This is a genomic window from Bradyrhizobium sp. AUGA SZCCT0160, assembly GCF_018130105.1.
Lineage (GTDB): Bacteria > Pseudomonadota > Alphaproteobacteria > Rhizobiales > Xanthobacteraceae > Bradyrhizobium.
The window spans coordinates 1-21,199 of the sequence record NZ_JAFCMD010000034.1 but is presented as its reverse complement, the minus strand read 5'-3'; the positions used below and the strand labels follow the sequence as shown (position 1 = coordinate 21,199).

Below are 21,199 nucleotides of genomic sequence, written 5' to 3'. Positions count from 1 at the left end.
TCGCGCCAGTTCATCCCGTTAGGCCCCGGTTCGAACCGAGGCTTAAACCTGTTTTCGACGCGTTTTCTTCAAGCGAACCCGGTAGCCACTTCGCTTGAAAACGCTGTCCCTAGATTAACACCGGCCGGAGCTTACGCGTCCGGCCGCTGTTTGACTGCCGTTATTTTCCGAGCTTGCCGAGCGCCTCGGTCAATTCCGGAACCGCCTGGTACAAATCCGCAACCAGGCCGTAATCGGCAACCTGGAAAATCGGCGCGTCCTCATCCTTGTTGATCGCAACGATCACCTTGGAATCCTTCATGCCGGCGAGATGCTGGATCGCGCCGGAAATGCCGATCGCGACATAGAGCTCCGGCGCCACCACCTTGCCGGTCTGCCCGACCTGCCAGTCGTTCGGCGCATAGCCGGCATCGACGGCGGCGCGCGAGGCGCCGACGCCGGCGCCTAACTTGTCGGCGAGCGGCTCGATGTACTTGGCAAAGTTCTCGCGGCTCTGCATGGCACGGCCGCCGGAGACGATGATTTTTGCGGACGTCAGTTCGGGGCGGTCGCTTTTGGCGACTTCCTCACCGACGAAGGTGGCGAGGCCCGGATCGGCCGCGGCAGCGGCGTTCTCGATCGCAGCACTGCCGCCGTCGCCTGCCGCGGCGAAGGTCGAGGTCCGCACCGTGATGACCTTCTTGGCGTCCTTGGACTTCACGGTCTGGATCGCGTTGCCGGCATAGATCGGCCGCTCGAACGTATCCGGCGAGACCACCTTGATGATCTCGGACACCTGCATCACGTCGAGCAAGGCGGCGACGCGCGGCATCACGTTCTTGAAGCGCGAAGTCGCGGGCGCGACGAAGGCGTCGTAGGACGGCGCCAGCGCCACGATCAGCGCCGCCAGCGGCTCGGCGAGGTCGTGGGCATAGGCGTCACCCTCGGCAACCAGCACCTTGGTGACGCCGGCGAGCTTCGCCGCCGCCTCGGCCGCCGCCTTGGTGCCCTGGCCGCCACCGGCGACCAGCACGTGAACTTCGGCACCCAGCTGGGTGGCCGCGGTCAGCGCCTTGTTGGTGGAGTCCTTGAGGGCCTCGTGGTCGTGTTCGGCAATCAACAGCGTGGTCATCAGAGAACCCCGGCTTCGGTCTTGAGCTTCGAAATCAGTTCGGCGACGTCCTTGACCTTGACGCCTCCCTTGCGGCCCGGCGGTTCGGTGGTTTTCAGCACTTCGAGATGCGGCGTGAGATCGACGCCGTAGTCGGCCGCGCTCTTGTCGGCGATCGGCTTCTTCTTCGCCTTCATGATGTTGGGCAGCGAGGCGTAGCGCGGCTCGTTGAGGCGCAGATCGGTGGTGACGATGGCCGGTCCCTTCAGCTTCAGGGTCTGCAGGCCGCCGTCGACTTCGCGCGTCACCTTGAAATCGGAGCCGTCGACTTCGAGCTTGGAGGCAAAGGTCGCCTGCGACCAGCCGAGAAGTGCGGCCAGCATCTGGCCGGTCTGGTTCGAGTCGTCGTCGATCGCCTGCTTGCCGAGGATGACGAGGCCGGGCTTCTCTTCGTCGACGATGGCTTTGAGAATCTTGGCGACCGCCAGCGGTTCGACATTGCCTTCGGCCTTGACCAGGATGCCGCGGTCGGCGCCCATCGCAAGTCCGGTCCGGATCGTCTCGGAGGCCTGTGCGGGCCCGATCGATACCACCACCACTTCGGTCGCCTTGCCGGCTTCCTTCAGCCGCAGTGCTTCCTCGACGGCGATTTCGTCGAACGGATTCATCGACATCTTCACGTTGGCGAGTTCCACGCCCGTTCCGTCGCTCTTGACGCGGACCTTGACGTTGTAATCGACCACCCGTTTTACCGGCACAAGAACCTTCATCGATCCTCTTTCGCTTGAATTCTGGGGTTTGGTTGGCTCTTTCTTAGCTTGGGCGCGGAACCTAAAGGTCCCGCTATCGGCGGTCAACGCGCCAAAGCCAAAAATCGCGCCCTTCAGACGACCACTTTAGCGGTTCTGGCCGGGCACCCACAACACGTCCCCGGCGCCATTATCGTTCATGGCGCGGCTGGCGACGAACAGGAAATCCGACAGCCGGTTCATATAGTGTACGGCAGGCTCGCTGACCGGCTCGTCCGGCCTGGCCGCCAGTTCCACCATGATCCGTTCCGCTCTGCGACATATGGTGCGGGCGAGATGCAGGTATGCCGCAGCGGGGGTGCCGCCGGGCAGCACAAAGGAGGTCAGGGGCGCCAGATGGGCGTTGAGCGTATCGATATCGCGCTCGAGCCGTTCCACCTGGCTGGACAGCATGCGCAGCCGCTCCGCCTTGCCCTCGCGCTGGGGCACGGCGAGATCGGCGCCGAGATCGAACAGGTCGTTCTGGATCAGGCCCAGCATCGCATCGAGTTCGCGCGCCTGCGCCAGATGCAGCCGCGCCACGCCGATCGCGGCGTTGGTCTCGTCCACGGTTCCATAGGCGCTGATGCGCAGATCATATTTCGGGCGGCGTTCGCCGCTGCCGAGCGCGGTGGTGCCGTCATCGCCGGTCCGCGTGTAGATTCGATTAAGCACGACCATTGGCGGGTCCCTCCTGCTTGCCCTATTTGCCCATCGCCCAGACCACGGCCATCGTGATGACGATGGCGATGAATTGCAGCAACACCCGCAGCCGCATCAGATTCTGCGAGCGGCTGGGCGAGCCGCCCCGCATCATGTTGATGAGACCCAAAAACAGCACGATCGCAACGGCAGCGACCGCGATGGGTAGAACAATCGAACCAAAAAAGGATGCCATCGGCGCTACATAACACCGCGCCGGGCCGGCCGCTATACGTTCACAGACAGCCGCACAGATGCCTGATCGATCTGGCTCTTAGCCCAATAATAATATCAGATTCTTGTTTTGACGCGTTTTATTCACGCGAACCGGTCCCACTTCGCTTGAAAACGCTCTAGTATCTCGCATCGAACCGTCAATCGCCAGCCAGGGTGGCATGTGAGGCAGGTCAAGTACGTCTATCACGTCGTGGTGGATGCCTTTTACGAGTTCCTCGTCGACGATGGCTGGGCGATCGCCAGCCATATCGCGTTGTCGACGCTGATGGCGCTGTTTCCGTTCCTGATCGTGCTGACGTCGCTGGCCGGCTTTTTCGGCTCCAAGCAACTCGCCGACCAATCAGTCAGCCTATTGCTCCAGGTGTGGCCGCAACAGGTCGCCGACACGCTGTCAGGCGAAATCCACGACGTGCTGACCACATCCCGCGGCGATATCTTGACCATCGGCGCGGTGCTGGCACTTTATTTCGCCTCGAACGGCGTCGAGGCGCTGCGGGTGGCGCTGAACCGCGCCTATTCCGTGATCGAGCCGCGCAGCTGGTACTGGCTGCGGCTGGAGTCGATCGGCTACACGTTGGTCGCCGCCTTCACGGCGCTGGCGATGGCGTTCCTGATCGTGCTGTTCCCCCTGATGCTGGAGGCGGCACGGCGCCACATTCCGTTTTTCGTCGAGACCAACGAACACTTCCTCAACATCACCCGCTACAGCATCACGATCGGCGCGCTGATCGTGGCGCTGTTCATCCTGCACGCCTGGCTGCCGGCGGGACGCAGGGGGTTTCTGCAGATCCTGCCGGGCATCATCTTCACCATGGTGGCGTCGCTGGTATCGGGCATCGTGTTCGGCCAGTATCTGGCGCGCTTCGCCAATAATTACGTGACGATGTATGCGGGCCTCGCATCGGTCATCATCGCGCTGGTGTTTTTGTATTTCCTCGCCGCGATCTTCGTCTATGGCGGCGAACTCAACGCGGCGATCATCAAGTCGCGGCTGCCGCGCGGCGTGTCGCTTCAAGCAGCGCAGTCGCTAGCGCACGTGGACTGACAGGCTTGATCAGGAAGGCGTCGGCCCCCGCAGCGCGCGAGGCCGCCTCGTCCTCGCCGCGCCCCGACACGCCGATGATGGCGATGCGGCCGAGCGGCGGATCGAGCGCCCGAATGCGCCGGATAGCCTCGATGCCGTCGATGCCCGGCAGCACCATGTCCATCAGCACCGCGTCGAAACCGCCCTGCGCGATCCGCTCCGGCGCGGCCTCGCCCTGGCCGATGAACTCGGTCTGGTGGCCAAGCTCGGTCAGGATGGCGTTCAGCACGACGCGGCCGAACGGATTGTCCTCGACGCTGAGCAGGCGCAAGGACCGCAGCGCCCCGGTCGACGGCTCGCCATCGGCCCCCGTCATGATCGTAATCGGGCCCTTGGCCGGCGACATCACGACGCTGAGCGTGAAGGTGGTGCCGCCGCCGCGCCGTTGCGTCACCACGATGTCGCCGCCCATGGCGCGCGCGAGTTGCTTGACCGACGACAGCCCAAGCCCGGTGCCGCCGAACTTTGAGGCGATCGAGACATTGGCCTGCGAGAACGGGCGGAACAGGCGCTTGATCTCGCTGAGCGTGAGGCCGATGCCGCTGTCGGAAACCGCAAAGGCGACGCCGATTTTACCCCTTGGAGCGCGGAGCGGCGACACGACAAGCGTGACGCTGCCCTGTTCGGTGAATTTCACCGCATTGTCGATCAGGTTCTCCAGCGCCGCCCGCAGCCTTACGGGATCGCCGACGGCAAATGCCGGCAGCTTTTCGGAAATCTCGACCGACGACTGCAGACCCTTCGCCGCCGCCCGCCCGGTCAGCGAATCGCCGGCGTTGCGCGCCAGCGTGCGCAGATCGAAGAAATCGTGGCGCACGGTGAGCCCGGGACCGCTGCTGCGCGCGGCATCGACGAACAAGGTCGCAAGGCTCGCCAGATGTTCCGCGCCGGCCTTGATGGTGTCGACCCAGCGCCGTTCGCGCTCATCGAGGTCGGATGTCGCCAGGAGGTTGCTGATCGCCAGAATGCCGGTCAGCGGCGTGCGCACCTCGTGGGCAAAGGCCGCCAATGCCACTTCGACCACGCCGGGCCCGGCCTTAGCTTTCGGCGAACCGCGTTTCTTCGCGCCAACGCGCGATACGCGCTTCTTCTTCGGCTGCTTCCTGGTCAGCCGTGTTGTACGCCGTGAACGCGGTGATGCCGCCATGATCCCCTGACCCATCCTGGAACCAAGCATGGCATGCCACGGCAGCCGGAGTCACGATGGCCTTTGGGGCAACCCTCAGTAATTACGCAAGTCCTGCCAGACGGCGGATGTCGGCCGGCGTGGCGCCCTGCCCACGCAATTCGCGCAAGGCGGTGGCCTTGGTCGACTTCGACAGTTTCTGTCCGGCGTCGTCGAGGATCAGCCGGTGATGCCGGTAGGCCGGTTGCGGAATACCAAGCAGCGATTGCAGCAGCCGGTGCACGCTGGTCGACCAGAACAGGTCCTGGCCGCGCACCACGTCGGTGACGCCCTGCAAGGCATCGTCGATCACAACCGACAGATGATAGCTGGTCGGCGTCTCCTTACGCGCCAGGATGACGTCGCCCCAGGCTTCCGGTCGGGCGGCCACGAGCCCGGTTTCGCCGCCTGCGCCCTCGCCGCGCTCGACCCAGGCGAGATCGGGCGCCTGTGCCATGGCCGCCGCCATATCGAGCCGCAACGCGTAAGGCAGGCCCTGGTCGATCAATCGCCGCCGCGCCGGCGCGGAAAACGACTTCGCGGCGCCGGGATAGAGCGGCGCGCCATCGGGATCACGCGGCCAGGGCGCTCCGGCCTTCGCGGCGGATTCCCGTTCGGCGACCATGCGGGCGATTTCCGCGCGGCTTTCGAAGGCGGGATAGATCAGGCCGCGGCCTGACAGTTTTTCCACCGCTTCGCGAAAATCGGAAAGGTGTTCGGACTGCCGCCGCACCGGCGCTTCCCAGGACAGGCCGAGCCATTCGAGGTCTTCAAATATCGCAGCCTCGAATTCCGGCCGGCACCGCGTCGCGTCGATATCCTCGATGCGGAGCAGAAATCTTCCACCGCTCGCGCGCGCCAGCTCGAAATTCAACAGCGCCGAAAAAGCGTGGCCGAGATGGAGGTAGCCATTGGGGCTTGGCGCAAATCGGAACACAGGTGACGGCATTGATCTCTTTCGCGGGACATGATGGTTTTAACGGGCAATGACCATTCACCTCAACTCCCAGGCCGACCTCGAAGACGCGATCGCGGCCCTCGTCGTACAGGACAAGCGGCTCAAACCGATTCTCGAACTCACGGGCATGCCGGCGCTGCGCCAGCGCGAACCGGGCTTTGCCGGGCTGGCGCATATCGTGTGCGGTCAGCAATTGTCCACCGCGAGCGCCGGGGCGATCTGGGGACGCCTCACCGCCGCGTTCGATCCGTTCGATCCCGAGCCCATCCGCAAGGCCCGCGCCGAACGCCTCGGACGGCTCGGCCTTTCGGCCGCCAAGATCAAGACGCTGAAAAACATCGCGCGCGAACTGGCCGCCGAACGATTGAACCTCGAGGTACTGGCAGAAGAGGACGCCGACGCCGCACACCACACGTTGACCGCGCTGCACGGCATCGGCCCGTGGACCGCCGACGTCTATCTGCTGTTCTGCCTCGGCCATGGCGATGCCTGGCCGGCCGGCGACATCGCGATCCAGGAGGCGATCAAGGTCGGGCTCGGCCTGAAGGCGCGTCCGACCGCCAAGCAGATGGCGCCGCTGGCGGAGCCGTGGCGCCCCATGCGCGGTGCCGCAGCGCATCTTTGGTGGAGCTACTATCGCGTCGTGAAGAATCGCGAGGGCGTGATCACGAAGTAGACATTGTCTCGGAGGCATGGACCCCGGATCAGCAGCGCACCGCTTCGCGCTGCGCAGCATCCGGGGAACGCAGACCGAGACAAGTCAGCCCCGCAGCCTGACCCGATCCTCGCGCGCGCATGACGTGACGAAGTCGATCACCGCGCGCACCGCGGGGAGTTCGACCAGATCCGGATGCGCCAGCAGCCAGAGATCGGCCACGCTGACGAGTTTTTGCGGCGCGACCCGCACCAGATCGGGGTCGCTGGCGGCGACGAAGCAGGACAGCGCCGAAATTCCGAGGCCGGCCTTCGCCGCGGCCAGCATGTCGCCCTGCGACGAACAGCGCAGCACCACCGATCCCTGGCGGGTGATGAGATCGCTCCAGCGCGCCAGGCGTTCGTTCGAGGCCCGGTCGGCAAAGCCGATCACGCTGTGCCCCTTCCATTCGTCGCGCCGCTCCGGCAAACGACGCCGCGCCGCATAGGCGCGCGAAGCGTAAAAGCCGGTGCCGAGCCGGCCGATCCGGCGGCCGATCAAATTCTCCTCGCCACTGTCCACCGGACGCAGCACGACATCAGCCTCGCGGCGGCGCACGCTGGCCGGAAACGGATGGGTGATGATCTCGATCCGGATGTGGTCGTGCGCGCGCAGGAACGGACCCAGCCGCGGCATCAGCCAGTGCGAGGCAAAGGTCGCTCCGATCGAGAGCTTGACCACGCCGCGGGCGTCCGCACCGGTCGCGGAGACCGCGGCCTCGGCGCGCAGCGCGGCCGCCGCCATGGCGTCGACATGCTCACGGAATTTGCGGCCCTGCGCGGTCAGCGACAGGCCTTCGTTGGAGCGCGCGAACAGGGGTATGCCGAGCTGGCCTTCCAGTTCGGCGATCTTGCGGCCGACCGTCGGATGGCTGGAGCGGAGCTGGCGCGCGGCCGCGGCGAAGCTGCGGGTTTCGGCCACCGCGACGAAGGTCTTGCACAGGTCCCAGTCCATTGGCGATCAGGCCCGGATGTTCATTACTGAATGGTCAGCTGTTCAATATTGAACGTCGGAGACGACCCGTCCAGCCCTATAATGCAGCGCATAAGCAAGCCGGCTGGAGCGGAACCGCTCGCCGGCCTCGAAACCCAGAGGGAGGATTGAATGCCGTTGCCCGCGTCGCTTGCCAATTCGCTTGAACTGCCCGTGGTCGGCTCGCCGCTCTTCATCGTGTCCGGGCCGGAACTCGTGATCGCCCAGTGCAAGGCCGGCATCGTCGGATCGTTTCCGGCGCTGAACGCGCGGCCGGTCGAAAAACTCGACGAATGGCTGAGCCGGATCAAGAATGAACTCGGCGAGTACAAGGCGCTGCACCCCACGAAGAAGGTCGCGCCCTATGCGGTCAACCAGATCTGCCACGCCTCCAACGACCGGCTGATGAAAGACATGGAGACCTGCGTCAAGCACCAGGTTCCGATCATCATCACCTCGCTGCGGCCGCCGCTGGAGATCGTCGAAGCCGCGCATTCCTATGGCGGCGTCGTGTTCCACGACGTGATCAACGTCAAGCATGCACGCAAGGCCGCCGAACAGGGCGTCGACGGGCTCATTCTGGTCTGCGCCGGCGCCGGCGGGCATGCCGGCACGCTGTCGCCGTTCGCGCTGCTGCGCGAGGTCAAGCAATGGTTCAAGGGCACCATCCTGCTGTCGGGTGCGATCTCCGACGGCTGGAGCATTGCCTCCGCGCTCGCGCTCGGCGCCGACCTCGCCTACATGGGGACGCGCTTCATCGCCACCGAAGAGGCGAATGCCGACCTCGCCTACAAGAAGGCGCTGACCGAGCACGCCGCCCATGACATCGTCTATTCGAACCTGTTCACCGGCGTGCACGGCAATTATCTCGGCCCGTCGATCGTGGCCGCGGGCCTCGATCCCGACAATTTGCCGGTCGCTGACAAGACCAAGATGAATTTCGGCTCCGGCGGCAACACCAAGTCCAAGGCATGGCGCGACATCTGGGGCTCGGGCCAGGGCATCGGCCAGATCAATGATGCACCGCCGGTCGCCGAACTCGTCGCGCGCCTGAAAGGCGAATTCGACGACGCCGGCAGCGACTTTCTCAGGCGAGCGCGCGCTTAGGCGGCGCACTCTCGGCTTCGACAACAAATGAAAACAGAGGGATGGGAACGATGAGCGTGTCACGCACTGCATTGAGCATGGTGTTCGGATTGTTGGCGACCGCAGCCGTCGCCGCCGATGACAAGGGCGAAATCCGCATCGGCCAGACGCTGCCCTATAGCGGGCCGGTGTCCGGCTTCGGCACCATCGGCCGGGCGCAGGAGGCCTATTTCGACAAGGTCAACGCGGACGGCGGCATCAACGGCCGCAAGGTCAAGTTCATCACTCTCGACGATGCCTACTCGCCGCCCAAGACCGTCGAGCAGACCCGAAAGCTGGTCGAGCAGGAAGAAGTGCTTGTCATGTTCGGCTCGCTGGGCACCGCAACCAACAACGCCGTGCACCGCTACCTTAACAACAAGAAGGTTCCGCAGCTGTTCGTGCTGAGCGGCGCCACCAAGTGGGCCGACCCGAAGCATTACCCATGGACCATGCCGGGCATGGCGACCTATCAGTCCGAGGGCGTCGTCTATGCCAAGTACATCTTGCAGACCAAGCCGGACGCGAAGATCGCCATCCTGGCGCAAAACGACGATTTCGGCCGCGACTATGTCGCCGGCTTCAAGCGCGCGCTGGGAGACAAGGCCGCGACCATGATCGTCTCCGAGGCGAGCTATGAGACCAGTGCGCCGACCATCGCTTCGCAGCTTGCGACGCTGAAAGCCTCCGGCGCCAATGTGATGTTTGGCGTCGTGCTCGGGAAGTTCACCTCGCAGATGATCAAGGGCGTTGCCGAACTGAACTGGAAGCCAGACCTGTTGTTCGTGCCGACATCGGCGTCATCGATCTCGTTCCTGGAGCCCGGCGGACTGGAAAACGCGGTCGGGCTGATTTCGTCGAGCAACCAGAAGGACACGATGGACGCGCAATGGGCCAATGATGCCGGCGTGAAGGAGTATTTCGCGTTCATGAAGAAGTATCTGCCCAATGCCGACCTGAACAATTCGAATTACGCGGCGGGCTATCATTATGCCAACCTGATGACGAAGGTGCTGACGGCCTGCAAGGACGATCTCAGCCGGGAGAATATCATGCGGCAGGCCGCTTCGCTGCGCCAGGTTTCGCTGCCGCTGCTGTTGCCTGATATAACGGTGTCGACCGATGCCGAGGATTATCTGCCGTTCCAGCAATTGCGGCTGCGGCGCTTCGACGGCAAGAGCTGGGTCGGTTTCGGTGAAATCCTGGACGACCGATAAGGGAGTGCGTTGAGTGCGAACCAAATCGGCAGACGTCATCCCCGCGTAACGGCTTTGCCGTTGTCGCTGGAGGTGCGAGCCTTGCGGTGCACTTGCACCGCTGGGCGAGCCTCGAAGGATGGACCACGGGCGCTTCTCATCCTTCGAGGCTCGCCGAAGAGGCTCGCACCTCAGGATGACGCGATAGGGTGCGAGCTGGCGGCTTCAAACTAACTCATCATGCTTTAGGGAGCACGTGACGGTGATCATCGGCGGCGAACGCACAATTACCTATCCGGAAATCCATGACCGCATCGCACGCGCGGCGACCGGATTTCAAAGCCTCGGCCTTGGTGGCGGCACGCCGGTCGCGATGATGCTGCGCAATGATTTTGCGTTGTTCGAAGTTACCGGCGCAGCCGCGGCGCTTGGCAGCCCGGTGGTGCCGATCAACTGGCATTTGAAGGCCGAGGAGGTAGCCTATATCCTCGCTGACAGCGGCGCCGAGATCCTGGTCTGCCATGCGGACCTGTTGCCGCAGATCAGGGACGGGCTATCAGCCCATATCAGATTGTTGATCGTGACCACACCGCCGGAGATCGCCGCGGCGTTCAATGTTCCGACTGCGCTGACGAAGGTTCCGGACGGCATGACCGACTGGGACGCCTGGCGCGACACCCATGCGCCATCGCCGGAGCCGCCGATCGGCAGCGCGCCGATGTTCTATACGTCAGGCACCACGGGCCTGCCCAAGGGCGTGCGGCGCAAGCCGATGAAGCCGGAGCAGCAGGCGGCCTCGGCACGAGTCGGTGGCATCGCCTATGGCGTCAAACCCAACGAGGATCAAGTCATCCTGATGAACGGCCCGATGTATCATTCGGCGCCAAGCTCCTACGGCATGCTGGCGTTTCGGAGCGGCTGCACGATCGTGCTCGAACCGCGTTTCGATCCAGAGGACATGCTGCAACTGATCGCGCGCCATCGCGTCACCCACATGCATATGGTGCCGACGATGTTCGTGCGGCTGCTGCGCCTGACGGACGAGGTGAAGCAACGTTACGACCTGTCGTCGCTGCGCTTCATCGTCCACGGCGCGGCCCCCTGCCCGCCGCAGGTCAAGCGCGCCATGATCGACTGGTGGGGACCGGTCATCAACGAATATTTCGGCTCGACTGAAACTGGAATCCCGGTGTGGCATTCGGCCGGGGAGGCGTTGGCCAAGCCCGGCACCGTCGGCCGCGCCATCGAAGGCGGCGTCGTCAAGATCTTTCGCCCCGACGGCGAGCTGTGCGGCGTCAACGAACCCGGCGAGATCTTCATGCGGCAGATGTCGGTGCCGGACTTCGATTACCACGGCAAGGCCGAGGCGCGCGCCGAGGCCGGGCGCGATGGCCTCGTCAGCGTCGGCGACGTCGGCTATCTCGACGAAGACGGCTATCTGTTCCTGTGCGACCGCAAACGCGACATGGTGATATCAGGCGGCGTCAACATCTATCCCGCCGAAATCGAGAACGCGCTGATCGGAATGGACGGCGTGCGCGACTGCGCGGTGTTCGGCATTCCCGACGACGAATTCGGCGAGCGGCTGTTTGCCTGCATCGAGCCCGACACCGATGCCACGCTTTCGCCGGCGGCAGTGCAGGAATTCCTGCGCACCCGCCTCGCCAATTTCAAGGTGCCAAAGGACATCCAGTTCATGGACGCAATGCCGCGCGAAGCCACCGGCAAGATCTTCAAGCGCAAGCTGCGCGATCTCCATGACGAGGGGCGCTTACGCGCGGCGACGTGACGGCGGCGCAGAAAAGCAAACGGCGTTTCAAACGGACAGTGTTTTAAACGTCCTTGTTGCACATACTTGCTGTTGCAAAATGGTCATTGGAGAGCGCAAAGATCAGGGCATATCAAGCGTAGGGACCTGACACATGCACGCCACTGATTTTATCGTCGCCCGCCATGATCTGCAGCAATACAAAGTGATCGAGACAGAGCTACCCAACGCGGGCACATTGCCGGGTGAGTCGTTGCTGGTCAAAGTTGTCAGTTTCGCCTTCACCGCCAACAACATCACCTACGCCGTGCTTGGCGACCAGTTCAATTACTGGCAGCTGTTTCCTGCGCCAAAGGGTTTCGGCAATATTCCGGTGTGGGGATTCGGCGACGTGATCGCGTCGAAACATCCTGATATTGCCGAGGGCGAACGCCTGTTCGGCTATTTCCCGATGGCAACGCACGTGGTGATCGAAGCGGCTGACGTTAGCAAGCACGGCCTGCGCGATGCCGCCGCGCATCGACAAGTCGCTGCGCCGGTCTACAACGCCTATGCCCGTGTCAGCGGCGATCCCTCCTTCGCCGGACGTCGGGGCGATTTTCAGGCGCTGCTACGACCGCTGTTCATGCTGTCCTTTCTGGTCGATGATTTCCTCGCCGAGAACGATTTCTTCGGCGCGCAGAGCGTGATGCTCTCCTCGGCCTCCAGCAAGACCGCGTTCGGGCTTGCGCATCTGCTGCACACAAGGCGCAACGGAATCAAGGTAATCGGGCTCACCTCGGCACCCAATGTCGACTTCGTGAAATCGCTCGGCTGTTACGACGAGGTCGTGACCTATGACGCCGTGACATCGTTGCCGCCGGATTCACCTGTCGCGTTGGTGGACATGGCGGGGAACAGCGAATTGCGCGCGACGCTGCATAACCATTTCGGCGACCAGATGAAATATTCCGGACGCATCGGACTTACCCATCGCAGTTCGTCGCCCGACGAGCCGGAATTGCCCGGCGCCAAGCCCACCTGGTACTCCGCGCCCGTCCAGATTCGCAAACGCGCCAAGGAATGGGGCTCGGGCGGCGTCGGCACGCGGTTCGGCGCGGCATGGTCGGGTTTTGCGCCGAAGCTGGACGGGTGGCTCACCGTGATCGAAGGCCGCGGCCCGGCGGCGGTGCAACGGGTCTATCTCGACACCCTCAACGGCCGTGTGCCGCCGGACCAGGGGCATATCCTGTCGATTTAGAGATAACCGCTATCTCCTCGCGCCCTTTCTGCAGCCTCCCGAATGGGTATAGGCTCGCGGGGAAACGCCGCACAGACGGCCGGTGACGAGAAACGCGCATGCTCGACAAGACGGACGATATTTCGGTGGCCGCCGACAACTGGCTTGCGCAGTTCGAGGAGGCGCTGGCGAAATCCGATCGCGGCCTGCTGAAGACGCTGTTTCACGCCGACAGCCATTGGCGCGACGTGCTGGCGTTGAGCTGGAACATCCAGACCGTCAACGGCGCGGACGCGATCCTGAAAGAGTTGAGCGTGCACGCACCGGCCGCCGGCCCTGTTGGATTTACGGTGGATCCCAACCGCGCCGCCCCCCGCAAGGTGATGCGCGCGGGCACCAACGCAATCGAGGCAATCTTCAAGTTCGAGACCAGGGTCGGGCGCGGCAGCGGCATCATCCGCCTGATTCCGGATGCCGACAATGTCCTGAAGGCCTGGACGCTGCTGACCGAGCTTGGCGAGCTCAAGGGCTTTGAAGAGCAGATCGGCGTCGCGCGGCCACGTGGCAACGCCTATTCGCGCGATTTTCGCGGCCCCAACTGGCTCGACCTGCGCAAGGCCTCAGCCGGCTATGCCGAACACGATCCGACCGTGCTCGTAATCGGCGGCGGACAATCCGGGCTTTCGATCGCGGCGCGGCTGAAGCAATTGAACGTCGATACGCTGATCGTCGATCGCGAGAAACGCATCGGCGACAACTGGCGCAAGCGCTACCACGCGCTGACGCTGCATAATCAAGTGCAGGTCAACCACCTGCCCTACATGCTTTTCCCGCCGAACTGGCCGACCTACATCCCGAAGGACAAGCTCGCCAACTGGTTCGAGGCCTATGTCGAAGCCATGGAGTTGAACTTCTGGACCGAGACCGAATTCGAGGGCGGCAGCTACGACGAGAAGGAACAACGCTGGACCGTGACGCTGCGCCGCGCCGACGGCAGCAAGCGCACCATGCAGCCGCGCCACGTGGTGCTTGCGACCGGCGTCAGCGGCATCCCGAGCAAGCCCGACATTGCCGGCCTGAAGGATTTCAAGGGCAGCGTGATGCATTCCAGCCAGTACGACGATGGCGAGAACTGGAAGGGCAAGCGCGCGATCGTGGTCGGCACCGGCAACAGCGGCCACGACATCGCGCAAGACCTGCATTCGAGCGGCGCCCATGTCACGCTGTTTCAGCGCTCATCGACGCTGGTCGTCAGCATCGAACCCTCGGCGCAGCTGGTGTACGCGCCCTATAATGAGGGCACGCTCGAGGACAACGATCTGATCGCGACCTCGATGCCGTTGCAAGTCGCGCGGAAGAGCCACGCGCTGACCTGCGCGAAGTCGAAAGAGCTCGACAAGGACCTGCTCGACGGGCTGCAACGCGCCGGCTTCAAGCTCGATTTCGGCGAGGACAATACCGGCTGGCAGTTCAAGTACCTCACCCGTGGCGGCGGTTATTACTTCAACGTCGGCTGCTCCGATTTGATCGTCAAAGGCGATATCGCTCTGAAGCAATTCGCCGATGTCGACGGTTTTGTAACTGACGGCGTCAAGATGAAGGACGGCGAGACTATCGCCGCCGATCTCGTCGTGCTGGCGACCGGCTACAAGCGACAGGAAGAGCTGGTGCGGTTGTTGTTCGGTGAAGCCGTCATGAACCGCGTCGGCACCATCTGGGGTTTTGGCGAGGGCCAGGAACTGCGCAACATGTACACCCGCACCGGCCAGCCCGGCCTGTGGTTCATCGCCGGCGGCCTTGCGCAATGCCGCATCGGCTCGAAGCACCTGGCGCTGCAGATCAAGGCGATCGAGGAAGGGTTGCTGCCGCGCGGCGCGAAGCCGGCGGCGGCCGTCGCGTGAATCACAGCTAACATCATGGGGGAATAAACATGCCGTCCATTCTCGGCTCGGGCGAACATCGCTATCGCGTGGTGGAGAACTGGGCGAAGCTGCCCGATGGCTGGAGCCTCTCCGACGTCGCTTCCGTCGCGGTCGACAGCCGCGACCGCATCTACGTCTTCAACCGCGGCGCCCATCCGATGGTGGTGCTGGATCGCGAGGGGAATTTCCTCAGGAGCTGGGGCGAAGGCCTGTTCAACCGCGCCCACGGGCTGCACATCGACGCCGACGACAATCTCTATTGCACCGATGACGGCGACCACACCGTGCGCAAGTGCTCGGTCGACGGCAAGGTGTTGCTGACGATCGGCATCCCGAACCGGCCAAAGCCATATATGAGCGGCGAGCCGTTCCACCGCTGCACCCATACGGCGCTGTCGCCGAAGGGCGAGATCTACGTCTCGGACGGCTACGGCAATGCCTGCGTCCATAAATACACGCCCGACGGCAAGCTGCTGAAGAGCTGGGGCGAGCCGGGTTCCGATCCCGGCCAGTTCAACATCGTCCACAATATCGCTACCGATGTCGACGGCTTCGTCTACGTCGCCGACCGCGAGAACCATCGCGTGCAGGTGTTCGACGGCAACGGCAAATACGAGACCCAGTGGAACAATCTGCACCGACCCTGCGCGCTGCATTGCTGCGGCGGCAAGCAGCCGCATTTCATCGTCGGCGAGCTCGGCCCCGGCATGCCGGTCAACCTGAACGTGCCGAATCTCGGGCCGCGGCTCTCCATCGTCGACGCCAAGGGCCAGCGGATCGCGCGGCTCGGTGGCGAGGACGGCCCGGGGATCGAGACCGGCAAATTCCTCGCGCCCCACGGCCTGGCGCTGGATTCCAGAGGCGACATCTATGTCGGCGAGGTCGGCGTCACCAACTGGAAGACCAGCTTTCCCGACACGCCGATGCCCTCAGAGGTCGGCGTCGGCCGCTGTCTGCAGAAGCTCGAGAAGGTTTAGGACCGGCCGCGCGGCTCCGGGGGTTGGCACGCCCGATCACGATGGATTGACCGCGGATGCCCGCCCCTGCAGGTGCCTTGGAGATGCCCTGGAGGCCCGCGGAATCATGGCGATTCGTGGGCGGCATATGCTGGATAAGGCCCGGAACGCTCTTCACAATCCCGTCACGCTGCCTGTAGTATGCAGGGCGCATGCTGCTTCGCAGCTAACATGGGAGTCAGGAGCGTTTCTTGAACGCACACGTCTCGCAAGGCGGTTGGCCGGTACTGGTGCTGAACGCGGATTTCCGGCCGCTGAGTTACTACCCGCTGTCTCTCTGGTCGTGGCAGGACGCGATCAAGGCGGTGTTCCTCGACCGCGTCAACATCGTCGAGCATTACGACCGCGCGGTGCACAGTCCGAGCTTCGAGATCCAGCTGCCGAGCGTGGTGTCGCTCAAATCCTTCGTCAAGCCGACCACGCATCCCGCCTTCACCCGGTTCAACGTCTTCCTGCGCGACCGGTTCAGCTGCCAATATTGCCTGGCGCATGACGACCTCACCTTCGATCACATCATCCCGCGCAGCAAGGGCGGCCAGACCACCTGGGAGAACGTCGTCGCGGCCTGCTCGCCGTGCAATCTGCGCAAGGGCAATCTGACGCCGCAGCAGGCGCGGATGTTCCCGCGGCAACACCCGTTCGCGCCGACCGTGCATCAACTGCACCGCAACGGCCGCCTGTTCCCGCCGAACTATCTGCACGATAGCTGGCTGGATTATTTGTATTGGGACACCGAGCTCGATCCGTAGGATTGGGCGGCAGCGCATCGAATCACAACTTTCGGATTTATGTTCAATTTACCCTGCTTTGGCATGCGCGAGCTCCAGGCATCGGATTCCAACGCAAGCCGCCATATGCTGGGCCGCATGCACAAGATCAGTCCGTTGTTCGACGCATATACGCTTCCGAGCGGGCTCGCCCTGATCGGCGCGACCTTAACCCCGTTATGTTCGCTCTTTCTCTTTGCGCCAGCGAGCACGGGCTTAGCCGATGCGATGCTGATCGCTTTCATGACCGCATCATTGGCGGCGGCCGTCTTCTACTACACCGGCGTTCAGCTTCTCAGCACCTTCGGTTTACCTCGCGATGCAACGATGCGGGAGTTTCATCGCTTCATTACGAGCGACAACCATGGCAGCTAACCGACCAACCGTTCGATCCTTGCTCTGTGCGGTGGTATTTTTGGCCGCGATGTTCCTCTATGTGCGCTTCGCCCTCCATCTTTTGCTGGCGCTGATTGGGCTCAGGGTGTTGCATTCGGCATTTGCGCCACTCGCGAGGAAGTATGGCTGGGGCAGCGAAAGGCGCCTCGCGCGGCATTTCAGCCGTCCTCCGCTGATCGACCAATCCAAACGGTTATGTGTCGAACCCGGCCTGCGGTGATAGTGACTGCCCTCCCTCACCACTGCGCCCTCAATCTGGCCGCCATTCGCTCGGCGATCGCGACCGTCGTCAGATACGTGTTGGCGCGAGGGACTTCCGGCATGATGGAGGCGTCGATGACGCGCAGGCCGGTGCAGCCGATCACGCGGCATTCGGGATCAACTACCGAGCGCGGGTCGTCGGCCGCGCCCATGCGGCAGGTGCCGCTGGCGTGCTGGGCGTCGCTGCACTCAGTGAACAGCCAGTCGTCGAGCTCAGTGGCGCTGAGCGCCTCGTCCATCGAGCGTCCGGTCGCGCCATACTCGACCCGGTGGGCGATGTCGGTGATGGCGGGCTGCAGGCAGATCTCGCGCAGGCGGCGCACGCCGTCGCGCATCCGAATGAGATCGCTGCGATCGGACAGCATGCGCTCCTCCACCGCCGGATCGATGGTCGGGTCTGTCGTGGTGATGCGGACGTGGCCCTGGCTGAACGCCTGATAGACCGACACCGCGATGCGGCCGCGCGCGGTGCTGGCCGTCTGATTGACGTCGCGAGCGAGGTTGCCGGCGATCATGATCATATCGTTCTCACCTGATCCTTCGAGGCCGGAGCTGTAGCGCAGGCAGCAATTGGTGTGCCGGTGCATCAGCGTGTTGACCTGGCCGTGCTCGCGTAAGTGCAACAGCGCATCCATGATCGGATGATCGAGCAGGTTTTCGCCCACCGGCAGGTCGGCCAGAACAGGGATGCCCAACCCTTCCAGCAATGGCGCAGGACCGATGCCGGAGCGCTGCAGAATCGCGGGCGAGTGAATGGCACCGGCGCAGAGGATCACCTCATGCTTCGCCGCGGGTGCATATGATTTGCCGCCGATGCGCACCCGGACCGCGCGGGCGTGCAGCCGGTTGCCTTCGAACTCGATTCCTTCGACCAGGGCATCACCGACGATCCGCAGATTCTCGCGGCCGCGCGCCGGCTCCAGATAGCCGTCATTGGTGGAGACGCGGCGCCCGGCCTCGCTGTTGATGGCGTAGGGCGACACACCGGTGCCATCAGGCGCGTTGTGGTCGTCGCACCAGCCATAGCCGAGCCCGAGCGCGGACTGGCGCAGCGCCCGGTCCACGTTTCCCCCATCCGGCACCGGCGCGCGATACACCGGGATCGGGCCGCGATCGCCGTGATATGGCGCGCCGGGAAAATTCTTGTCGGTCTCGAGCTTGCAGAACCAGGGCAGCATCGCGTCCCAGCCCCATCCCGCACAGCCGCTTCTCTCCCAGCGGTCGAGATCGTCGGGCACCGCTCGGATGGCGATCTGGCCGTTGATCGTGGAACTGCCGCCCATGGCACGCCCGCGCCACAGCAGGCGCGGCGCCTGCCGCTCGGTTCGCCTTGCCAAGAGCTTGGGCCAGCGGAAATTGTCATCGCCGATGGCGCGCATCGGGTTCGGGATCTGGATGTGCTCCGGCGTGTCGGCGGTGCGAAAATCCTGCCCGGCCTCGAGCAGCAGCACGCGGTGCAAGGAATCCTCGCTGAGGCGCGCGGCCAGCGTGGCACCGGCGGAGCCGCCGCCGATGATGATCGTGTCGTACTCGGAATCAATCATGCTACGAGGTTGTTCCGATCTTTTCGCGCTTAAACAATTTGCTGAAATGAGCTGAGCGGTCGTCGTAGCTTACGTCGCTCTCCCCTTCCTCCCGATCGAGAACGAACTCAGCTTCGAGGTCGACATGATTGTAGGCGAGAATGCTCATTTCGCCGGGTTCGCGTTCCATATCCCGAAGGAGGAGCTGCGACACATATTCTTCGGTCGTCAAACCCTGCTGTTTAGCGCGGTTGGCGGCTGCCGTCGCGACCGCACGGTCAATATTGATGGTCGCGAGTTCACCCATGTGCTGTACCTCGTCCCAACTCAGCCCAGCGACATATCCAGCGGCGGCGCGACGTTATCCGGCAACGGACAGACATAGGGCGTGCGGGCGGTGCGCTTCTTGAGGTCGGCTTTCGCGGCGGCGATCAGCTCCGGCTCGCCCAGCGCCTGGACGCCGAGCGCGGCCATCGCCTTGGCGGCCTGCACCATGGCCTTGTGGGCATGCGGGCTCTTGCCCTGGGCGACGATCTGCCAGGTGTGAAACGGCGTTCCGATGGCGACCGTGGGGGCATGGACCTGAACGGTCGGGACCACCCAGCTGACATCGCCGACATCGGTCGAGCCGATCTGCGGATTGCGTTTTGCATTTAGCGACACGATGAAATCGGCCAGTGGGCGGTCGGTCGGATCCATGCCGATCGAATGATAGACGGAGGCGATGTCCTTGTCGGTCAAAGTGGCGCGGATCTTCGTGGCGAATTCCTTGTCCGCTTCGTCGAAATGCGGGGGACCAAGTTCTTCCATGATGCGGTGCAGGGTTTGCTCGAGCGGGGTGTTGTCCAGAACATTGGAGACGGCGGAAATGATCCGCATCTCCACACTCGTTTCGGTCATCAGCGCGGCGCCTTGCGCGATCTTGTGCACGCGCCCTACCAACGCGTTCATCCCGGGCAGATCGCGGTCGCGGATCGAATAGCGCACGCGGGCGTGGGCCTGCACCACGTTGGGGGCAATGCCGCCGGTGTCGAGCAGCGCATAATGCACGCGGGCTTCGCTCGGCATGTGCTCGCGCATGTAGTTGACGCCGACATTCATCAGTTCCACCGCATCGAGCGCGCTGCGGCCAAGATGCGGCGAGACCGCGGCATGCGACGCGCGCCCGGTGAAGATGAAATCGGCGCGCGTGTTGGCAAGCGACGGCGTCACCGCGACCTCCCAGAAACTGTTGGGGTGCCAGGTGATGGCGATGTCGGCATCATCGAAGGCGCCCGAGCGCACCATGAAGGTTTTCGCTGCACCACCTTCTTCGGCGGGGCAGCCGTAATAGCGCACGCGGCCCGGAATCTTGCTCGCGGCAAGCCAATCCTTCACGGCGGTAGCGGCGAGCAGTGCCGCCGAGCCCAACAGGTTGTGGCCGCAGCCATGGCCATGGCCGCCGGCCTCGATGGGGCGGTGTTCCGCGACGCCCGCCTCCTGGCTGAGGCCGGGCAGCGCATCATATTCGCCAAGGAAGGCGATGACGGGACCGCCTTCTCCCCATTCGCCCATCAGGGCGGTGGGAATATCGGCGACATTCTCGGTGATGCGGAAACCCTGATGGCGCAGTTCGGCCAGATGTTCGGCGGCAGAGCGCGCCTCGGTGTAGCAGACCTCGGGCATCGCCCAGACCCTGTCGGCCAAATCGATGAAGCGCGGCTTGATGACGTCAATGCCCCGCCAGATGTCGCTGCGATTGTCCATGCTACGGTCCCCAATCGTTGCTTGGATGAAATCGTATCAGCTTCGCCTGACGCGGCCTAGCGCCGGGCGGGTGACCTGCCATGCGGCCGACGCGATGAATATGCGCCTGCAACCTCGCGGCGCGATGCGCCCGAGCTTTGCTGGAAATCTCGCCCACTCATTGAGAGGGCGCAGGGAAGACCGGGTGCGCGCTGCACCCGCGGTCTCGTGTGCGAATAGTGCAAAGAAAGCTGCACACGAGCATACAGGGCAGCGGAGAACACCCGGCCTTCCCTGCGCACTGGCTTTACGGCTTATGCCGTGCTCTCCCCGGAGACGAGTTCTTGGTTGACTCCGTCGCTGCCGTTCGGCTCTCGCCTACCCGACAGCTTGACACCTGCAACGGGTGCCAGGACCACACGGTTTTGCCGTACGCTTGGTCCGCGCCATCGTCTCAGCGCAAACCAGCGTCCACCGCAACCCGCCCAACGTCCGTGACGACGGCCGACGCCCTTCTGACCAGGACGGGATGGCGATAGATGCGCACTGATTTGGGTCGGCCGACAACAGAAATATTTTTGATTTACGGAA

At 63.7% G+C, this 21,199-nt stretch carries 21 protein-coding genes; 11 read left to right on the top strand and 10 right to left on the bottom strand.

What is annotated here, in order from left to right:
* Positions 1 to 160: 160 nt before the first annotated feature.
* The 4 genes from JQ558_RS34365 to JQ558_RS34350 all read right to left on the bottom strand — a co-directional run bounded on the left by JQ558_RS34365 (position 161) and on the right by JQ558_RS34350 (position 2,776).
* Positions 161 to 1,111, bottom strand: coding sequence for an electron transfer flavoprotein subunit alpha/FixB family protein (locus JQ558_RS34365; protein WP_212213511.1), 951 nt, complete (start codon positions 1,109 to 1,111; stop codon positions 161 to 163).
* The gene (locus JQ558_RS34360) at positions 1,111 to 1,860 is read right to left on the bottom strand and encodes an electron transfer flavoprotein subunit beta/FixA family protein (RefSeq protein ID WP_209840907.1); all 750 of its coding nucleotides are present in this window, start codon (positions 1,858 to 1,860) and stop codon (positions 1,111 to 1,113) included. The genes JQ558_RS34365 and JQ558_RS34360 overlap by 1 nt, the downstream gene beginning before the upstream one ends.
* Before the next feature lie 126 nt (positions 1,861 to 1,986).
* Positions 1,987 to 2,559: a cob(I)yrinic acid a,c-diamide adenosyltransferase gene (locus tag JQ558_RS34355; RefSeq protein ID WP_212296473.1), complete on the bottom strand. Its 573-nt coding sequence runs from the start codon at positions 2,557 to 2,559 to the stop codon at positions 1,987 to 1,989.
* 22 nt (positions 2,560 to 2,581) lie between these two features.
* Positions 2,582 to 2,776: a twin transmembrane helix small protein gene (locus JQ558_RS34350; RefSeq protein ID WP_212213505.1), complete on the bottom strand. Its 195-nt coding sequence runs from the start codon at positions 2,774 to 2,776 to the stop codon at positions 2,582 to 2,584.
* 201 nt (positions 2,777 to 2,977) lie between these two features.
* On the opposite strand from JQ558_RS34350, the gene JQ558_RS34345 reads away from it, so the two are divergent.
* The gene (locus JQ558_RS34345; protein WP_212213503.1) at positions 2,978 to 3,862 is read left to right on the top strand and encodes a YihY/virulence factor BrkB family protein; all 885 of its coding nucleotides are present in this window, start codon (positions 2,978 to 2,980) and stop codon (positions 3,860 to 3,862) included.
* Here JQ558_RS34345 and JQ558_RS34340 read toward each other — a convergent pair.
* Together JQ558_RS34340 and gluQRS are read right to left on the bottom strand one after the other, a co-directional pair.
* Positions 3,798 to 5,048: an ATP-binding protein gene (locus tag JQ558_RS34340; RefSeq protein WP_212296472.1), complete on the bottom strand. Its 1,251-nt coding sequence runs from the start codon at positions 5,046 to 5,048 to the stop codon at positions 3,798 to 3,800. The genes JQ558_RS34345 and JQ558_RS34340 overlap by 65 nt on opposite strands.
* 82 nt (positions 5,049 to 5,130) lie before the next feature.
* A complete protein-coding gene (gene gluQRS / locus JQ558_RS34335; RefSeq protein ID WP_212296471.1) occupies positions 5,131 to 6,015 on the bottom strand; it encodes a tRNA glutamyl-Q(34) synthetase GluQRS in 885 nt (294 codons plus the stop codon).
* A 37-nt stretch (positions 6,016 to 6,052) separates the two neighbouring features.
* On the opposite strand from gluQRS, the gene JQ558_RS34330 reads away from it, so the two are divergent.
* Complete coding sequence (locus JQ558_RS34330) at positions 6,053 to 6,700, top strand: DNA-3-methyladenine glycosylase (protein ID WP_212213493.1); 648 nt, start codon at positions 6,053 to 6,055, stop codon at positions 6,698 to 6,700.
* Between the two features lie 84 nt (positions 6,701 to 6,784).
* On the opposite strand, the gene JQ558_RS34325 is transcribed toward JQ558_RS34330, so the two are convergent.
* On the bottom strand, positions 6,785 to 7,672 hold the full coding sequence (locus JQ558_RS34325) for a LysR family transcriptional regulator (protein ID WP_212296470.1): 888 nt from the start codon (positions 7,670 to 7,672) through the stop codon (positions 6,785 to 6,787).
* A 150-nt stretch (positions 7,673 to 7,822) separates the two neighbouring features.
* On the opposite strand from JQ558_RS34325, the gene JQ558_RS34320 reads away from it, so the two are divergent.
* From JQ558_RS34320 to JQ558_RS34280, 9 genes are all read left to right on the top strand, one after another.
* Positions 7,823 to 8,797, top strand: a complete 975-nt coding sequence (locus tag JQ558_RS34320; RefSeq protein WP_212296469.1) for a nitronate monooxygenase family protein — start codon at positions 7,823 to 7,825, stop codon at positions 8,795 to 8,797.
* A gap of 77 nt (positions 8,798 to 8,874) precedes the next feature.
* Entirely contained in the window at positions 8,875 to 10,032 is a 1,158-nt protein-coding gene (locus JQ558_RS34315) for an ABC transporter substrate-binding protein (protein ID WP_249142763.1), read from the top strand.
* 241 nt (positions 10,033 to 10,273) lie between these two features.
* On the top strand, positions 10,274 to 11,800 hold the full coding sequence (locus JQ558_RS34310; RefSeq protein ID WP_212296494.1) for an acyl-CoA synthetase: 1,527 nt from the start codon (positions 10,274 to 10,276) through the stop codon (positions 11,798 to 11,800).
* Between the two features lie 133 nt (positions 11,801 to 11,933).
* Positions 11,934 to 13,019, top strand: coding sequence for a DUF2855 family protein (locus tag JQ558_RS34305; protein WP_212273585.1), 1,086 nt, complete (start codon positions 11,934 to 11,936; stop codon positions 13,017 to 13,019).
* Positions 13,020 to 13,117: 98 nt separating this feature from the next.
* Positions 13,118 to 14,899, top strand: coding sequence for an NAD(P)/FAD-dependent oxidoreductase (locus JQ558_RS34300; RefSeq protein ID WP_212296467.1), 1,782 nt, complete (start codon positions 13,118 to 13,120; stop codon positions 14,897 to 14,899).
* A 29-nt stretch (positions 14,900 to 14,928) separates the two neighbouring features.
* On the top strand, positions 14,929 to 15,897 hold the full coding sequence (locus tag JQ558_RS34295) for a peptidyl-alpha-hydroxyglycine alpha-amidating lyase family protein (RefSeq protein ID WP_212296466.1): 969 nt from the start codon (positions 14,929 to 14,931) through the stop codon (positions 15,895 to 15,897).
* Positions 15,898 to 16,127: 230 nt separating this feature from the next.
* Complete coding sequence (locus JQ558_RS34290) at positions 16,128 to 16,685, top strand: HNH endonuclease (RefSeq protein WP_211994154.1); 558 nt, start codon at positions 16,128 to 16,130, stop codon at positions 16,683 to 16,685.
* 39 nt (positions 16,686 to 16,724) lie between these two features.
* The gene (locus JQ558_RS34285; protein ID WP_212296465.1) at positions 16,725 to 17,078 is read left to right on the top strand and encodes a hypothetical protein; all 354 of its coding nucleotides are present in this window, start codon (positions 16,725 to 16,727) and stop codon (positions 17,076 to 17,078) included.
* Positions 17,079 to 17,118: 40 nt separating this feature from the next.
* On the top strand, positions 17,119 to 17,319 hold the full coding sequence (locus JQ558_RS34280; protein ID WP_212273588.1) for a hypothetical protein: 201 nt from the start codon (positions 17,119 to 17,121) through the stop codon (positions 17,317 to 17,319).
* A gap of 16 nt (positions 17,320 to 17,335) precedes the next feature.
* Here the strand turns inward: JQ558_RS34280 and JQ558_RS34275 are convergent, their stop codons facing one another.
* Genes JQ558_RS34275 through JQ558_RS34265 form a run of 3 tightly spaced genes read right to left on the bottom strand, consistent with a single transcriptional unit; the run spans position 17,336 to position 20,629 of the window.
* Entirely contained in the window at positions 17,336 to 18,904 is a 1,569-nt protein-coding gene (locus JQ558_RS34275; protein ID WP_212296464.1) for a GMC family oxidoreductase, read from the bottom strand.
* Between the two features lies 1 nt (position 18,905).
* Entirely contained in the window at positions 18,906 to 19,190 is a 285-nt protein-coding gene (locus JQ558_RS34270; RefSeq protein WP_212273590.1) for a hypothetical protein, read from the bottom strand.
* 20 nt (positions 19,191 to 19,210) lie between these two features.
* Complete coding sequence (locus tag JQ558_RS34265; protein ID WP_212296463.1) at positions 19,211 to 20,629, bottom strand: M20 family metallopeptidase; 1,419 nt, start codon at positions 20,627 to 20,629, stop codon at positions 19,211 to 19,213.
* Between the last annotated feature and the right edge of the window lie 570 nt (positions 20,630 to 21,199).

Excerpts from the sequence above, each read along its gene's own strand:
- JQ558_RS34365 (WP_212213511.1), bottom strand. The coding sequence starts at position 1,111 with ATGACCACGCTGTTGATTGCCGAACACGACCACGAGGCCCTCAAGGAC.
- JQ558_RS34300 (WP_212296467.1), top strand. The coding sequence starts at position 13,118 with ATGCTCGACAAGACGGACGATATTTCGGTGGCCGCCGACAACTGGCTT.
- JQ558_RS34270 (WP_212273590.1), bottom strand. The coding sequence starts at position 19,190 with ATGGGTGAACTCGCGACCATCAATATTGACCGTGCGGTCGCGACGGCA.
- JQ558_RS34340 (WP_212296472.1), bottom strand. The coding sequence starts at position 5,048 with ATGGCGGCATCACCGCGTTCACGGCGTACAACACGGCTGACCAGGAAG.
- JQ558_RS34305 (WP_212273585.1), top strand. The coding sequence starts at position 11,934 with ATGCACGCCACTGATTTTATCGTCGCCCGCCATGATCTGCAGCAATAC.
- gluQRS (WP_212296471.1), bottom strand. The coding sequence starts at position 6,015 with ATGCCGTCACCTGTGTTCCGATTTGCGCCAAGCCCCAATGGCTACCTC.
- JQ558_RS34350 (WP_212213505.1), bottom strand. The coding sequence starts at position 2,776 with ATGGCATCCTTTTTTGGTTCGATTGTTCTACCCATCGCGGTCGCTGCC.
- JQ558_RS34265 (WP_212296463.1), bottom strand. The coding sequence starts at position 20,629 with ATGGACAATCGCAGCGACATCTGGCGGGGCATTGACGTCATCAAGCCG.
- JQ558_RS34325 (WP_212296470.1), bottom strand. The coding sequence starts at position 7,672 with ATGGACTGGGACCTGTGCAAGACCTTCGTCGCGGTGGCCGAAACCCGC.
- JQ558_RS34275 (WP_212296464.1), bottom strand. The coding sequence starts at position 18,904 with ATGATTGATTCCGAGTACGACACGATCATCATCGGCGGCGGCTCCGCC.
- JQ558_RS34360 (WP_209840907.1), bottom strand. The coding sequence starts at position 1,860 with ATGAAGGTTCTTGTGCCGGTAAAACGGGTGGTCGATTACAACGTCAAG.
- JQ558_RS34320 (WP_212296469.1), top strand. The coding sequence starts at position 7,823 with ATGCCGTTGCCCGCGTCGCTTGCCAATTCGCTTGAACTGCCCGTGGTC.
- JQ558_RS34295 (WP_212296466.1), top strand. The coding sequence starts at position 14,929 with ATGCCGTCCATTCTCGGCTCGGGCGAACATCGCTATCGCGTGGTGGAG.
- JQ558_RS34355 (WP_212296473.1), bottom strand. The coding sequence starts at position 2,559 with ATGGTCGTGCTTAATCGAATCTACACGCGGACCGGCGATGACGGCACC.
- JQ558_RS34285 (WP_212296465.1), top strand. The coding sequence starts at position 16,725 with ATGTTCAATTTACCCTGCTTTGGCATGCGCGAGCTCCAGGCATCGGAT.
- JQ558_RS34330 (WP_212213493.1), top strand. The coding sequence starts at position 6,053 with ATGACCATTCACCTCAACTCCCAGGCCGACCTCGAAGACGCGATCGCG.
- JQ558_RS34315 (WP_249142763.1), top strand. The coding sequence starts at position 8,875 with ATGGTGTTCGGATTGTTGGCGACCGCAGCCGTCGCCGCCGATGACAAG.